The organism is Nonomuraea sp. MTCD27 (assembly GCF_041950495.1).
GTDB lineage: Bacteria > Actinomycetota > Actinomycetes > Streptosporangiales > Streptosporangiaceae > Nonomuraea.
This window is the reverse complement of record NZ_JBGNUW010000001.1, coordinates 419,173-432,875: the sequence shown is the minus strand read 5'-3', so window position 1 is coordinate 432,875 and position 13,703 is coordinate 419,173. Positions and strand designations below refer to the sequence as shown.

Sequence of the window (13,703 nt, the reverse complement as noted above, 5' to 3'; positions counted from 1 at the left end):
GCACTGGCCAGCGCGCTTGTGTGGTTGCCTGCCTCCCTGGGCCCTGGGCCCTGGCGCTGGTGTGCCGCCAGGGGGTGGGCCAGTGCGGCTGCCGTCCCCAGGAGGTGGGCCCGTGCGGTTGTGTGCCTCCGGGGGGCGGCCCCTCGCGGTTGTGTGCCGGCGGAGGGGCCGCCGGGTGGCGTCAGCGAACGGGTGCCTGCGAGGCCGCTGTGCCGCCGCTGGGGGCCTGCCAGCCGACCACCACCGTAGGCCGGGCGGTCAGCGTGCGGGTCAGGGGGACGGTCACCGTCCTGGTGCCCTTGCCGGATACGGTCACCACGCGGCTGCCCGCCGTGCCGTCGGCGTCCCGTACGAACAGGTGGGCCTTGCCGGAGGCGGCGGTACGGAGGGTGACCTGGACCGTGTCCTGCCCGGCGGACGCCGAGAGTGCCCGGGCGCTCTCGGCGGCCGTCGCCGCGGGGCCGCCGGCCAGCGGGACGTGGACGCGCACGGCCTGCTCCAGGGACTGCGGCGAATCCAGGCTGGACAGTGCCGTGTCGGGGATCACCGCGTCGGGCGGGGTCGTCGGCCGGTCAGGTGGGGGCTGGTAGCCGGGCAGGGAGGCCACACCCCACCGGTACGGGTCGCCCTGCACCCCGCCCCAGGTCGACCAGCCGATCCGGGTCTGGCCGGTCTTGTCCTGGGTGTCGGAGTCGTAGACCAGGAAGTTCAACCCGAGGTGCGCGGGGTCGACGGCACCGGGCAGGACCTCCATCGGGATGGACATCTCCACCACGTACTCCCCGGCGGACACCTTCGAGGCCACCCGCATCCCCGGAGCCGTCTGGGCGCCCGGACCCTGCCGGTTGTCGGCGTCGCGCAGGTGGCAGGGCGGGCCTTCGGCCGTCACCGGCAGCACCGCGGCCTTGAACGTCGTGGAGGTGTTCTCGGAGGTGCCGCGCGGGTCGAGGGTGACCTCCACCGAGTCGGTACGCCAGTGCCGTTTGCAGTCGGACGCGGCCAGGCGCGTGCCCAGCACGTCGTCCTTGACGTGCACCAGCACGTACAGCGTGTCGTCGTGCCAGGTGACCTTGGCCGTGCCGGAGCAGTCGGCCGCCGACGAGCACGCGGTGCCCTCCCAGAGGCGGGAGATGTTCAGGGCGGTCGCGGCGTACTCGCCGTCACCGTCCGTCCCGTCCACGGCCGGGGCCGACGCCGCCCGTGGGACGGAGGCCGCCGGTACCAGCTCCAGGGCGGGGCGGCTGGTGCTGGTGCCGTCCTGGCTGGTGGTGGTGATGGTGTACGCGTAGTCGCCGCCCTCGTTGGAGGTCTTGAGCGAGGGGTCGGAGTTGGTGACGGTGAACGGCACCGTGGTGCTCGCGCCCGGGCTCAGATCGTTGTACCCGGCCTCCGTACGGTCGGCGGTGAACCCGGCCGGCAGGTCCAGCCGTACGTTGCCGGACCGCGCCGCGCCGCCCACGTTCGTGACCACGACGCCGATCTGCCGGGCGCCGCCCGACGGGAGGGTGAGCACGGGCGTGACCAGCCCGCGCAGCTGCGGCACGCCCACGTCCGTGGTCCACTTCTCGTACTGGGCCACCTGGGGGAGCGGCTGCTGCGCACCCCGTACGGACGGGCCGAGCTCGACCTGCCGGTCGGTGTGGCCGCCGCCCCGCTCCGTGGTGAGCGTGGCCGCGATGCGCACCCGGCCCCCGGCCCCGGCCCCGGTTCCGGACGGCGGGGTCACCGTGAACGTGGCCGAGCCGCCACGCCCGGCGCCGATCCTGCCGAGGTTCCGCTGATGCGGCTCTGCGACAGCGCCCTTGACCGCCGGGGAGTTGCTGCCGGACGCGAGGGAGCCGTCGGTTGTGGTGGGAGCGCCGGCGACCTGCCAGCCGTCAGGGACGCGGAGCGTTACCGATGATCGGCCGAGCGGCTCGCGGGGTGGGGCGGTGACGGTCACCTCGACCGTGAACGGCTTCCCCGGGTGCACGTCGAAGGCGCTGGTGCGCAGGCCGAGCTGGGTGCCGAGCGGGACAGCGCCCTTGGCCCTGGTCAGCGAGCCGTCGAGGACGGCCGTCGGGGCGGCGGCCGCCGGGGAGCCCGGCTCGGGGAACGGCACCCGCGCGTCCACCTGGGTGAAGAAGTCGCAGCCCAGCTGGGCAGGGTCGGACGGCACGTCGGGGAAGCCGGCCCAGCCCTGGGAGGCGTACGTGCGCTGCGCCTCCCGTTCCACGGCCGCCCACGTCTTGCCGCGTTCGGCGGAGGTGCGCCCGCTCCACACGCCGAACACGTTCTGCGCCGGATTGGCCGGGCGGAACGTCGAGCCGCACGCCTGCCCGGTCTGGGAGGTGCCGCGCGCGCCGCCGGTGAGCAGGCGGGCCGGGGCGAAGGGACGCAACCCCTCACGGGTGATCTGCTCGGGGAACGCCTTCGGGTCGGCCGCCGCGTAGTACGCCTCCACGGCCAGCCGCGCCGCTTCCTGGTGGTTGCCGTGGTTGCCGGGTGTGGGTGCCGGGTCCATGGTCAGCAGGACCTCGGGCCGGGTCTGGCGGACGAGTCTGACGACCTTCTCCAGCGTGTCGCCGCCCCACACCTGGTCGGTCAGCGGGGCACTGACCGTGTAGTAGAAGTCGACGTCGTCAAGGTTGAACACCTCGCTCACGCCGGCCTTCCCGACCGCCGACCGCTCCTCCGCCTCGCGCAGCAGCCCGAGCGCCGGCCCCTCCTCGGGCCTGACCGCGTTGCCGCCGCCCTCGCCCCGGGTGACGGTCACGACGCCGGTACGAACGTCGTGATCCTCGTTCCACTGGCCCAGCGTCGACAGCGTGAACGCCTCGTCGTCGGGGTGAGCGCCGACGAACAGCGCGTCGAGATCGACGGGGGTGGCGGCTCCGCTGGTCGATAGGGCGGCGTTGGGTGGGGCCGCGGTCGACAGAGCGGCGGCCCAACCGGCTGGGGCGTAGGTGGTGGCGCCCCAGGCCGGTGAGGCGGTCTGGGTGGCGGTGCCTCCAGTCGGCGCGGCCAGGGCGGGGGCGGTGGGCAGGAGTGCGAGTGCGGCTGTGGTGACGAGCGTCGCCACACGGCGTGGTGCCCGCCATGCTTCCCGCGTCGCGGCCCTGGTCGCGGGGCTGATCGCGCCGCCGGGCCGAGGGCTGGGCGCAGGGTCGGGTGCAGGGCTGGGCGGGGTGGTGGGCGCAGGGTCGATCACGGAGCCGGGCGTGGGGCCGGGCGCAGGGTTGGGTGCAGGGTTGGGTGCAGGGCTGATCGCGCTGCCGGGTGCAGGGCTGGGCGCGGCGGTGGGCGCAGGGTCGATCACTGAGCCGGGCGGGGGGCCGGGTGGGGAGCCGGGCTTGGGTGTGGCCGTGGGTCTGGTGCGCATCGGACCTCCGGAGTTAGTCGCGGACCGCTCCCTGGAGCAGTCCGCGGACGAAGTGGCGCTGGAGGAACAGGTAGAACAGCACGACAGGGGTGGCGACGATGACCGAGCCGGCCGCCAGGAGCGTGAAGCCGGAGGTGTACTGGCCCTGGAAGAAGGCCAGCCCCAGCGGCGCGGTGCGCAGCGACTCGCTGGTCACCATGATCAGCGGGATGAGGAACTCGTTCCACGTCCACATGAAGACCAGCACGGTCAGCGTGACAACGGCGGGCCGGGCGGGCGGGAGCAGCACCTGCCACAGGATGCGCCAGCTGGAGGCGCCGTCGATGCGGGCCGCCTCGACGATCGCCCGGTTCGAGGCCCGGAAATACGCCCGCATCCAGAAGGTCCCGAACGCGACCGACAGCGCCACCTGCGGCAGCGAGATCGACCAGAAGGTGTCGATCAGCCCGAGCGAGCGCAGGTCGAAGTAGAGCGGCACCGCCACGGCCTCGCTGGGCATCATGATCCCGAGCATGAACAGGTAGAACAGCACCGACTGCCCCCGGAAACGCATCGTGCCGAAGGCGTACCCGCTCAGGATCGACAACACCACGCTGACCACCACGACGAACGCCGACACCGCCAGGCTGCTGCGCAGGTACGTGCCGAACCGGCCCACCTCCCAGGCCGCCGCGAAGTTGGCGAGCCCGGCCGTGCCGCCGCTGTCGGCCGGCCCGAGCGCGGCGGACAGGATGACCACGATCGGGTAGAGCGCGAACGCGGCGAACACCGACAGGATGACGTAGTTGGCCACCCGCTCCCCGCGCGAGATCACGAGACCCTCCTGTCCGCGAACCGGTTGATCCCGAACGAGATCACGAAGATCACCACGGTGAGCGTGACGCCGATGGCCGCCGCCGAGCCGACCTGGCCCAGGCCGAAGGCGCGGTGGTAGACCTCGTACGACGGCACGGAGGTGGAGTCGCCGGGCCCGCCGCGCGTGGTGACGTACACCAGGTCGAACGTGCGCAGCGCGGCGATCACGGTCAGCGTCAGCGCCACCGCGATCTCCCCGCGCACCGACGGCAGCGTGACCGCGAAGAACTCCCGCACGGCTCCGGCCCCGTCCAGCCGCGCCGCCTCGTACAGTGACGTGGGGATGCGGCTCATCCCGGCCAGCAGCAGCACCGTCACCAGCCCCGTCTCGAACCAGGTGCCCACCACCCCGACCGCCGGCAGCGCGAACGTGTAGTCGCCCAGCCAGCCCCGCGTCAGCGAGTCCAGCCCGAGCGCGCCGAGCAGGGAGTTGAGCGAGCCGTCGGGGGCGTACACGCGCCGCCACGCCACCGCCACCACCACCATGGCGATCACCTGCGGCAGGAACACCACGGTGCGGAAGAACCCCAGCCCGCGCACCTTGGCGTGGTTGAGGATCGCGGCCAGTGCCAGCCCGATGGCCAGCGGAAAGACGGCGTAGAACGCCATGAGCACCAGGGCGTGCGCGAAGGCGGCGCGCAGCCCCTCGTCCGCGACGATGGCCACGTAGTTGTCCAGCCCGGCCCAGGTGCCCAGGGACAGCCCGTCCCAGTCGTACAGGGAGATCTGGAGGGCCCGGCCGATCGGATAGAGCAGGAACACCGCGTAGACGGCGAAGGCGGGCAGCAGGTAGAGGTAGGCGACGCGGCGGGGCTCGCCCGGAGGCCCCCCGGCTCGGGCTGCCATGCTCAGTCGTTGCTCTCGGCGAACGTCTGGTAATCCTTCTCCAAGGTGCCGAGGAACTCCTGCGGCGTGGCCTTCTTGGCGAGCAGATCCTGCAGCGCCGCGCCCAGCGTGTCGGCGAACGTCGGGGTGGCGTAGTCGAGGTAGGGCACCAGCCCGTCCTTCGCGCTCGCCGTGCCGAACGCCGTGAACACGTCCCGCTGCGGCCCCTCCGCCACCGTCTGCGCCCCGGTGTCGGCGACGGGCAGGTTGCCGGTGTCGGTGAGCACCTTCATGGCGTCGGCGTTCGTGATGAAGTCGATGTACGCCGCCGCCGCGTCCGGGTTGGGGCTCTTGGCGGTGATCGCGAACGGCAGCCCGGTGCCCCCGGTCGCCACCGGCGCGGCGCCGTCCGTGACGCCCGGCGGCAGCATGAACCCGAGGTCCGAGCCCAGCGCCTTCTGCAGGTCGGCCAGCAGCCAGGTGCCCGCGATCAGGAAGACGCCCTGCCCCTTGCCGAACGCCTGCCACGCCGCGTCGTAGCCCTGCCCGTTGAAGCCCTTGGCGAAGTAACCCTTGTCCACCCAGCTCACGAGCTGCTCGGCGGCCTTGACGTTCTCGGGCGTGTTCCAGGAGGCGCCCTTGCGGCCGAAGGCCAGCGCGCCGATCTGGTCCGGCGGGACGCTGCGCCCCTGTACGGTGCCGAAGACGTGCACCGCCGGCCACTTGTCGAGGTTGCCGAACTGCAGCGGCACCTCGCCGGCCGCCTTGGCCTTGTCCAGGGCGGACTCGAACTCGGCCCACGTCCTCGGCGGCGCCAGCCCCAGCTCGGTCAGCTTGGCGGCGTTGTAGAAGAGGCCGACGACCTCGCCGACCTGCGGCAGGCCGTACAGGTTGCCCTCGCCGAAGAGCTTGCCGTCGGCGCTGTAACGCGAGTACCGCAGCACCGACTCGGGATAGCGTCGCTGCCACCCGTACGCCTTGGCGTAGGCGTCCAGCGGGCGGAGCTGGCCCGCCTTGACGAACGCGCCCATCGAGGAGCGGCCGTTGTTGGCCTCCACCACGTCCGGCGGCTCGTTGCCGCTCAGCGCCAGGCGCAGCGTGGTGTTGAGGTCGTCGAACGAGCGGGACACCCGGTTCAGCTTGATGTTGGGGTATTTGGCCTGGAAGGCGGTGTTGAGTTTCTCCATCTGGGCGGCCTGACCGCCGCGTACCTCCTGGTCCCAGACGGTCAGGGTGACGTTGCCGAGGGAGGCGGCGTCGGTGCGCACCGGGGCGCCGCTCGGCTGCGCGGCGGGGGTGGTGGGGGGAGGGGCGGAGGAGCCGGGCGCGCACCCGGCCAGGACCACGGCGCTCGCGGCGAGCAGGGTGAGAGTCCTGGAACCGCGCGGCTGTCGCTTCATGGGGTCACTCCTTCTGCGCGGACACGCGGGGCGTGCCGGGGTCCTCGTCCGCGGGTGGGGGAGGGTTGTCGTCCCTGGGCGGGGGCGGGGTCTCGCCCGCGGACCGGGGCGGGGTGTGGTCCGGCTGCCTGCCCGTGGCGGGGGGCGGCATGCCCACGTCGGCGTGCCGGGCGATGGTGGCGACCGCGCGGCGCACCGCGCCCACCGGGTCCGAGGGCACCAGCCGGTCGAGGAAGGCGTAGCGGCGGGCCAGCGAGCTGCCGTACGCGCCGCTGTGATCGGCCGCCGCGCGCACCTCGTGCCACCAGTCGGCGATGTCGCCCCAGCCGGGCGCGGCCAGCGAGCCGCCGAACTGCTGCACCGCCAGCGCCGCGCACACCCCGGCGAACGCCAGCCGGTCGTTCAGCGGCCAGCGGCACAGCGTGCCGAGCACGATGCCCGCGCCGAAGACGTCGCCCGCGCCCGTCGGGTCGAGCGCCGTCACCCTCGGCGCCGGCACGAACGCCTCCTCGCCCGTGTCGGAGTCGATCGCCATGGCGCCGTTGGCCCCGTCGGTCACCACGGCCAGCGGCACCTTGTCGGCGATCGCGTACAGCGCGTCGCGCGGCGTCTCGGTGCGGGTGTAGGCCATGGCCTCGGTCGCGTTCGGCATGAACGCGTGGCAGACGCCGAGCTGGTCCAGCAGCGTGCGCGACCAGACGCCCGACGGGTCCCAGCCCACGTCCGCGAAGATGAGCGCGCCGTCGCGGTGGGCCAGCTCGGCCCAGTTGCACGCGCCGCCGGGCTTGCCGAGCGGCTCCTCCGCCGACAGCGTCACGATCACCGCGCGGGAGCGGGGCGGCTTGCCGATCATCTCGGCGGCCGGCATGGGCGACGGGTGCCCGTGGGTGACCATGCTGCGGTCCCGGTCGACCGCCATGGAGACGGTCACGGGGGAGTGCCAGTGCTCGAAGCGCCGCGACCGGGACAGGTCCACCGACTCCTGCTCCTCCAGGGTGCGCCAGCAGAAGTCGCCGTAGTCGTCGTCGCCGAACGCGGCCGCCAGCGACGTGCGCAGCCCCAGCCGGCTGGTGGCGATGGCCAGGTTGGCGATGCCTCCGGGGCACGAGCCCATGCCCTCGGCCCAGATCTCCGTGCCCGCCGCGGGCATCGCGGGCAGGCCCGTGAAGATGATGTCCAGGAAGACAGTTCCGGCCAGGAAGACGTCGAATTGCGGTCCCTCCGGGGTCCGCTCACCGGCGAGAGGGTCGTACGCCTGGACAGACACGGGAATAGGTCCTCCTCGACACACCGAGATGTGCGCAATCTTGCACGTTTACTCGCACACTTCAAGTGTTTCGCGTGATCGTTTGACGCAAGATGCTTACTTCTGCGCGATTTTGACTGATAGAATGCCGTCGTGCTCCAGCGCCTCCGGCATGCCGAGATCATGCGCCGCGTCCGCGCCTCGGGCGCCACCAGCGTGCGCGATCTCGCCAGCCAGCTCGGCGTGAGCCCGTCCACCATCCGCAGGGACCTCGAAGTGCTCGACCGCGACGGCACGCTGCGCCGCGTCCGCGGCGGCGCCCTGGCCGGCGTCCTGAACGGTGTCGACGCCGACGCCGACCGGCCCTTCGCCGAGGTGGCGGTCACTGACGAGCAGGACAAGGAGGCCGTGGCCGCGCGCGCCGCCGGGCTCGTCGGCGACGGCGACGTGGTGCTGCTCGACATCGGGACGACCACGATGCGGCTGGCCCGCCGGCTGCGCGGGCGCCGCGTCACCGTGGTGACCTCCAGCCTCGCCGTCCTCGACGTGCTGCGCTCCGATCCGCAGGTCGAGCTGCTGCTGCTCGGCGGCATGGTGCGCCGGACGTACCACTCGCTGGTCGGGGTGCTGACCGAGGCCGCGCTGAGCCAGGTGGTGGCCGACCGGGTGTTCCTGGGGGCCAGCGGCGTGCGCCCCGACGGGCAGCTCGTGGACACCACGCTCGCCGAGGTGCCGCTGAAGCGCGCCATGATCGCGGCGGCCGGGCAGGTGGTGCTGCTGGTGGACCGGCACAAGTTCCCCGGCACCGGCGCCCTGCGGGTGTGCGGGCCCGAGGACGTCGACGTGATCGTCACGAACGAGGGCGCCGACGCGGCGACGCTGCGCGCCTGCGCCGCCGCGGGCGCCGAGGTGCTGCTCGCGTGAAGGGACGACGATGAGACTGGCCGTTCTCGGCGGCGGGGGCTTCCGGGTCCCGCTCGTGTACGGCGCGCTGCTGCGCGACTCCGCCAAGCCCCGGGTGGAGGAGGTGGTGCTGTACGACGTGTCGCCCGAGCGGCTGGAGGCCATCTCGCACGTGCTGCGCGGGCTGGCCGCCGGGCACGACGACCCGCCTCGCGTACGCACCACGACCGACCTCGACACCGCGCTGCGCGACGCGGCGTTCGTCTTCTCGGCCGTCCGCGTCGGCGGGCTGGCCGGCCGCACCGCCGACGAGCGGGTGGCGCTGGACCTCGGACTGGTCGGCCAGGAGACGACCGGACCGGGGGGCATCGCGTTCGGCCTGCGTACCGTGCCGGTCGCGGTGCGCGTGGCGGAGCGGGTGGCCGCACTCGCGCCCCGGGCGTGGGTCATCAACTTCACCAACCCGGCCGGGATGATCACCGAGGCCATGCGGCGGGTGCTCGGCGACCGCGTGATCGGCATCTGCGACTCGCCGATCGGGCTGATCCGGCGGGCCGCCGCCGCCCTCGGGCTCGACCCGGCGCGCGTGGCGCCCGACTACGTGGGGCTCAACCATCTCGGCTGGCTGCGCGGTCTCTCCTACGAGGGGCGCGACGTGCTGCCCCGCCTGCTCGCCGACGACGCGGCGCTGCGGCAGGTCGAGGAGGCCCGGCTGCTCGGCGCCGACTGGGTGCGGGCGCTGGGGGCGCTGCCGAACGAGTACCTGTACTACTACTACTTCGCGCGGGAGGTCGTCGCGGCGAGCTCGGGGCGTACCCGCGGGGAGGCGCTGCTGGAGCAGCAGGACCGGTTCTACGCCGCCGTGGCCGCCCGGCCCGGCGACGCGCTGGCCGAGTGGCGGCGGGCACGCAGGGAGCGGGACGCGACGTACATGGCGGAGGCGCGCGGCGCCACCGACGCGGGCGAGCGCGACGCCGCCGATCTGGAGGCGGGCGGGTACGAGGGGATCGCGCTCGCGCTCATGGCCGCCATCGCGCGCGGGGAGCCGGCCACCATGATCCTCAACGTCCGCAACGGGGCCGCGGTGCCCGGGCTGCCCGAGGAGGCGGTCGTGGAGATCCCGTGCGCCGTCGACGGCTCCGGCGTGCGGCCCCTGGCCACCCGCCCGCTGCCGGGCTCCTTCCTGGGCCTGGCGCAGCAGGTCAAAGCGGTCGAGCAGACGGTCATCGAGGCCGCGCTGACGGGGTCGTCGCGGCTGGCGGTGGCGGCGTTCGCGCTGCATCCGCTGGTGGACTCGGTGACGACGGCGCGGCGGCTGCTCGACGGCTACCGCGCCCGCATCCCGGAACTGGCGGCCGTCCTCCCGGACTGACCACCGGGCGCGGCCCGCGCGGGCCCCTGCCTTGGACCATGCCTTGGACCCCGCCGTGCGCTCATCCGTCGTGCGCCTCCAGCCGTGCCGCCGCCGTGGCCTTGATCCCGCTCTCCAGGAACCGCCCGACGACCTGCCGTTCCTCGGGCGTGAACGCGTCGATCGCGGCCGACAGGTGCCGGGCCAGCGGGGCGAAGAACCGGCGGGCCAGCTCGGCGGCCTGCTCGTTGAGCACGACCTCGACCTTGCGGCGGTCGGTCGTGCTGCGCCGCCGCTCGACGTGCCCGGCGTGCTCCAGCCGGTCGATCAGGGCGGTGGTGGCGGGCGGGCTGAGGTTGAGCGCGCCGCCGAGCCCGCCCGGGGTGAGCGGCCGGCCGGCCCGCGCCGCGTCGAGGATGACCACCAGGGCGTTCAGGTCCGTACGGTGCAGCCGGTGCAGGGCCGCGAAGCGCTCGGCGAACCGGTCGCTCTCCACGTACAGCGCGCGGATCAGCACCATCAGCTCGAACGCGTCCGGTCGTTCCTCTCGGCTTGCTGCCATGCCGCTATTATTCCATAATCGAAACGTTCCATGATGGAAGCACTTTGAACGGAGCCCTTGTGCTGAGGAACGTGAGTGCGGGCCGCGCGCTTGTCCTCGGCGTGGTGGCCAGCGCCGCCATCACCGCGCTGATCTGGCTGCTGGGCCGGCGGCTGCACGGCATCGACCTGCTGCCCGACCAGGGCGCCTCCTGGTACTACTGGCAGCTCCCCGACCCCACCGTCTGGACCCGGGTGTCGGCCTGGACCGGCTACGCGGCCCACCAGCTCGCCTTCTGGTGGCTGATCCACCATGCCCAGACCAGGGTTCGCCGCTACACCTCGGGCCTGCACCGGGTCAACGTCGTCGCGCTGGCCGTCAACGCCGCCTTCATCGCCCTGCACACCCTGCAGACGCACCTGTTCTACGACGGGCTCGCCCAGGACGTGTCGATCTACAGCTCGCAGGGCTCGGTGATCCTGCTGCTCGTGGTCGTCCTGCTGATGGAGAACCGGCGGCGCGGGCTCTTCCTCGGCCGGCCCGCCCCCATCGGCCGGGCCGTCGTCGGCTTCGCCCGCCGCTACCACGGCTACCTGTTCAGCTGGGCGGCCGTCTACACCTTCTGGTACCACCCGGTGGAGGCCACCTCCGGCCACCTGATCGGCTTCTTCTACATGTTCCTGCTGCTCCTGCAGGGCTCCCTCTTCCTCACCAGGGCCCACACGAACCGCTGGTGGACGTTCACCCTGGAGGCCGCGGTCGCCGTGCACGGCACCCTGGTGGCCGTCATGACCTCCGGTCCGGACGGGGCGTGGCCGATGTTCCTGTTCGGCTTCCTGGGGGTCTTCGTCATCACCCAGATGCACGGCCTGGGCCTGTCGGCCGCCACCCGCTGGGTGCTGGCCGCCTGCTACGTGGGGGCGGCCATGGTCGTGTACGGACTGCGCGGCGACCTCGGCGGCGCGGCCCGGGAGGCGGTCAGGATCCCGGCGATCGAGTACGTCCTGGTCGGCCTGCTCGCCCTGCTGCTGTGGCTGGCCCTGCGCGCCGCCGCCAGGCTCCGCCCGGAGGCGGAGAGCCTCCGGTAGAGGATTTCCCCCGCCCGCGCCGACGAACGCACCAGCGCCAGCCCACCGGCCGGATTGGCCGGCCCCCACGCCAGGTTCACCCCCGGCCCCGGACGTCTTGCCGGCCGGCGGCCCGAGGTGCAGGGTGACCGGCGACGGCCGTGGCGATCGTTCCTCGCATACGAGTGCCGCTAGCCGGCGCCCCAGCCGTGGGTCTTCATCAGGCGGGCCGCGACCCGGGCGAAGCGATCGCCGTCCAGCACGGCGCCCTCTCGCCTGATGTCGTCCTCGTCCAGCACGAACACCCGGTCCAGGCGTACGTACGACACCCGGCCGTCACGCCCCCACGCGCCCAGCTCCAGCCAGTCGGGCCCGTCCTCGCCCCTGCTGGACAGCATCATGCCCAGGAGCCTGCGCCCCGTGCGGCCCACGATCAGCAACGGCCGGTCCTTGCCCCGGGACGGGTCCTCCTCGTACGGGACCCACGCCCAGACGATCTCGCCGGGGTCGGCCAGGCCGTCGAGGTCGGGGGAGTAGGCCAGGGTGGCGGGGCCGTGGAGGGAATGGATCTCGCGGACGGCGCCCCGGGCCGGGCGGGGGTCCTCACCTAGATCACGCATTGGGGGAGCTTATGGCGGCGGGTCGGTGAAAATCCACTCGGTCCCGCATTCCGGGCCGTGAGCAGGCGGCGCAGGGCGGTGGGGGTGTGGCAGACGTGGCGGCGGATCGTCCGGGTCAGGTGCGCCTGGTCGGCGAACCCCAGGTCGGCGGCCAGCACGGCCAGGCTCGGCTCGCCGAGCTCCAGCCGGTCCAGGGCCCGGCCCACGCGCACACGGTTGCGGTGGTGGGTCAGCGAGACGCCCAGCTCGCGGGTGAAGGCGCGGCTCAGCTGGAACGGCGACACGCCCAGGAGCCCGGCCGGCGAGACGAGGGCCCCCGCCTCGGGGACGTCGAGGCCGCCGCGAAGGAGCTCGCGGGGCTCGGTGCCACCGTGCCGAACGTCCAGCCGGGCGGTGCCGGCTGGACGGTGCTCGTCGACCCCGAAGGCCACCCCTTCTGCCTCATGCCCACCGGTCAGAGGGCGGAGAAGAACGCCCGGATGTCGGTCACGAGCAGGTCGGGGGCCTGAAGGGCGGCGTAGTGGCCGCCCCTCGGGAACTCCGACCAGTGCACCACGTGGTGAACCCGGTCGGCGTACCGCCGCACGGTCGTGTCGCCGGGGAAGATCGCGAAGCCGGTCGGCGTGGGGTCGGGCTCGGCGGGCGGGGCCCAGTCGGGGGCGCTCTCCTTGTACAGGCGGCCGGCCGAGCCCGCCGTGCCGGTGAACCAGTAGATGGCCACGTCGGTCAGGATGTCGTCGGGGGAGAGGCCGCCGATGTCCTGGCCCCAGGAGGCGAACGCGTCCAGGTTCCAGGCGAGCTGCCCGGCCGGCGAGTCCACCAGGGCGTACGCGAGGGTCTGCGGCCGGGTGCCCTGGATGACGGCGTACCCGGAGACCTCCTGCCACTCCTCCACCCCGGCGGCCCGCGCCCGCTCCTCCTCCGTCAGGCCGGACAGGTCGTCGGTGGGGAAGGCGGTGACGGAGGCGTTCAGGTGCACCCCGGCCACCCGGCCGGGGGCGGCCCGGCCCACCGCGGCCGAGATCAGCGAGCCGAAGTCGCCGCCCTGCACGCCGAACCGGTCGTACCCGAGCCGGTCCATCAGCGTGACCCACGCGGCGGCGATCCGCCGCACCCCCCAGCCCGGCGAGCGGGTGGGGCCGGAGAAGGCGAAGCCCGGGATGGAGGGGACGACCAGGTGGAAGTCCCGGCTGAGCGGCCCGGCCACGCGCGCGAAGTCGGCGAACGAGCTGGGCCACCCGTGCGTCAGCAGCAGCGGCAGCGCGCCGGGACGGTCCGAGCGGACGTGCGCGAAGTGCACCAGTTGCCCGTCGATCTCGGTCGTGTACTGCGGCAGCTCGTTCAGCCGGGCCTCGTGCGCCCGCCAGGAGTACCCGTCCAGCCAGTACGCCGCCAGCTCCCGCACCGCCTCCGGCGGCACCCCGTACGACCAGCCGGCCCCGTCGATCGCGTCCGGCCAGCGCGTCCTGGCCAGCCGCTCCCGCAGATCGTCGAGCCGGTCCTGGGATATGTCGATGACGAATTCGTCCATGCC

At 73.4% G+C, this 13,703-nt stretch carries 13 protein-coding genes; 4 read left to right on the top strand and 9 right to left on the bottom strand.

Going from position 1 to position 13,703, the window contains the following annotated elements; translation table 11 throughout:
• Positions 1 to 181: 181 nt before the first annotated feature.
• The 5 genes from ACBJ59_RS02120 to ACBJ59_RS02100 all read right to left on the bottom strand — a co-directional run bounded on the left by ACBJ59_RS02120 (position 182) and on the right by ACBJ59_RS02100 (position 7,708).
• Complete coding sequence (locus tag ACBJ59_RS02120; protein WP_375108447.1) at positions 182 to 3,061, bottom strand: sugar-binding protein; 2,880 nt, start codon at positions 3,059 to 3,061, stop codon at positions 182 to 184.
• 313 nt (positions 3,062 to 3,374) lie between these two features.
• Positions 3,375 to 4,175 (bottom strand): carbohydrate ABC transporter permease, encoded by an 801-nt coding sequence (locus ACBJ59_RS02115; protein WP_364129404.1) that lies wholly within the window; start codon positions 4,173 to 4,175, stop codon positions 3,375 to 3,377.
• A complete protein-coding gene (locus ACBJ59_RS02110; protein WP_375108446.1) occupies positions 4,172 to 5,062 on the bottom strand; it encodes a carbohydrate ABC transporter permease in 891 nt (296 codons plus the stop codon). Before ACBJ59_RS02110 ends, ACBJ59_RS02115 begins: the two co-directional genes overlap by 4 nt.
• Positions 5,063 to 5,064: 2 nt before the next feature.
• Positions 5,065 to 6,441: an ABC transporter substrate-binding protein gene (locus tag ACBJ59_RS02105; protein ID WP_375108445.1), complete on the bottom strand. Its 1,377-nt coding sequence runs from the start codon at positions 6,439 to 6,441 to the stop codon at positions 5,065 to 5,067.
• Positions 6,442 to 6,445: 4 nt separating this feature from the next.
• Positions 6,446 to 7,708 carry a carbohydrate kinase family protein gene (locus ACBJ59_RS02100; protein ID WP_375108444.1) on the bottom strand — a complete coding sequence of 421 codons (1,263 nt, stop codon included), beginning with the start codon at positions 7,706 to 7,708 and terminating at the stop codon, positions 6,446 to 6,448.
• A 132-nt stretch (positions 7,709 to 7,840) separates the two neighbouring features.
• On the opposite strand from ACBJ59_RS02100, the gene ACBJ59_RS02095 reads away from it, so the two are divergent.
• Positions 7,841 to 8,611, top strand: coding sequence for a DeoR/GlpR family DNA-binding transcription regulator (locus ACBJ59_RS02095; RefSeq protein ID WP_375108443.1), 771 nt, complete (start codon positions 7,841 to 7,843; stop codon positions 8,609 to 8,611).
• Between the two features lie 10 nt (positions 8,612 to 8,621).
• Entirely contained in the window at positions 8,622 to 9,962 is a 1,341-nt protein-coding gene (locus ACBJ59_RS02090) for a 6-phospho-beta-glucosidase (RefSeq protein ID WP_375108442.1), read from the top strand.
• Between the two features lie 61 nt (positions 9,963 to 10,023).
• Here ACBJ59_RS02090 and ACBJ59_RS02085 read toward each other — a convergent pair whose 3' ends face one another.
• Positions 10,024 to 10,503, bottom strand: coding sequence for a MarR family winged helix-turn-helix transcriptional regulator (locus ACBJ59_RS02085; RefSeq protein WP_375108441.1), 480 nt, complete (start codon positions 10,501 to 10,503; stop codon positions 10,024 to 10,026).
• 71 nt (positions 10,504 to 10,574) lie between these two features.
• Between ACBJ59_RS02085 and ACBJ59_RS02080 the strand changes: the two genes are divergently transcribed.
• Entirely contained in the window at positions 10,575 to 11,570 is a 996-nt protein-coding gene (locus ACBJ59_RS02080; protein WP_375108440.1) for a hypothetical protein, read from the top strand.
• Positions 11,571 to 11,740: 170 nt separating this feature from the next.
• Here ACBJ59_RS02080 and ACBJ59_RS02075 read toward each other — a convergent pair whose 3' ends face one another.
• Together ACBJ59_RS02075 and ACBJ59_RS02070 are read right to left on the bottom strand one after the other, a co-directional pair.
• Positions 11,741 to 12,169: a type II toxin-antitoxin system PemK/MazF family toxin gene (locus ACBJ59_RS02075; RefSeq protein ID WP_364135741.1), complete on the bottom strand. Its 429-nt coding sequence runs from the start codon at positions 12,167 to 12,169 to the stop codon at positions 11,741 to 11,743.
• A complete protein-coding gene (locus ACBJ59_RS02070; RefSeq protein WP_375108439.1) occupies positions 12,157 to 12,600 on the bottom strand; it encodes a helix-turn-helix domain-containing protein in 444 nt (147 codons plus the stop codon). The genes ACBJ59_RS02075 and ACBJ59_RS02070 overlap by 13 nt, the downstream gene beginning before the upstream one ends.
• Here ACBJ59_RS02070 and ACBJ59_RS02065 point away from each other — a divergent pair.
• A complete protein-coding gene (locus tag ACBJ59_RS02065; RefSeq protein WP_375108438.1) occupies positions 12,541 to 12,678 on the top strand; it encodes a hypothetical protein in 138 nt (45 codons plus the stop codon). The genes ACBJ59_RS02070 and ACBJ59_RS02065 overlap by 60 nt on opposite strands.
• On the opposite strand, the gene ACBJ59_RS02060 is transcribed toward ACBJ59_RS02065, so the two are convergent.
• The gene (locus ACBJ59_RS02060) at positions 12,624 to 13,700 is read right to left on the bottom strand and encodes an epoxide hydrolase family protein (protein WP_375108437.1); all 1,077 of its coding nucleotides are present in this window, start codon (positions 13,698 to 13,700) and stop codon (positions 12,624 to 12,626) included. The genes ACBJ59_RS02065 and ACBJ59_RS02060 overlap by 55 nt on opposite strands.
• Positions 13,701 to 13,703: the final 3 nt, after the last annotated feature.

Bases quoted from the DNA above. Each gene is read 5' to 3' on its own strand.
- ACBJ59_RS02110 (WP_375108446.1), bottom strand. From the start codon at position 5,062: ATGGCAGCCCGAGCCGGGGGGCCTCCGGGCGAGCCCCGCCGCGTCGCC.
- ACBJ59_RS02105 (WP_375108445.1), bottom strand. From the start codon at position 6,441: ATGAAGCGACAGCCGCGCGGTTCCAGGACTCTCACCCTGCTCGCCGCG.
- ACBJ59_RS02090 (WP_375108442.1), top strand. From the start codon at position 8,622: ATGAGACTGGCCGTTCTCGGCGGCGGGGGCTTCCGGGTCCCGCTCGTG.
- ACBJ59_RS02085 (WP_375108441.1), bottom strand. From the start codon at position 10,503: ATGGCAGCAAGCCGAGAGGAACGACCGGACGCGTTCGAGCTGATGGTG.
- ACBJ59_RS02075 (WP_364135741.1), bottom strand. From the start codon at position 12,169: ATGCGTGATCTAGGTGAGGACCCCCGCCCGGCCCGGGGCGCCGTCCGC.
- ACBJ59_RS02060 (WP_375108437.1), bottom strand. From the start codon at position 13,700: ATGGACGAATTCGTCATCGACATATCCCAGGACCGGCTCGACGATCTG.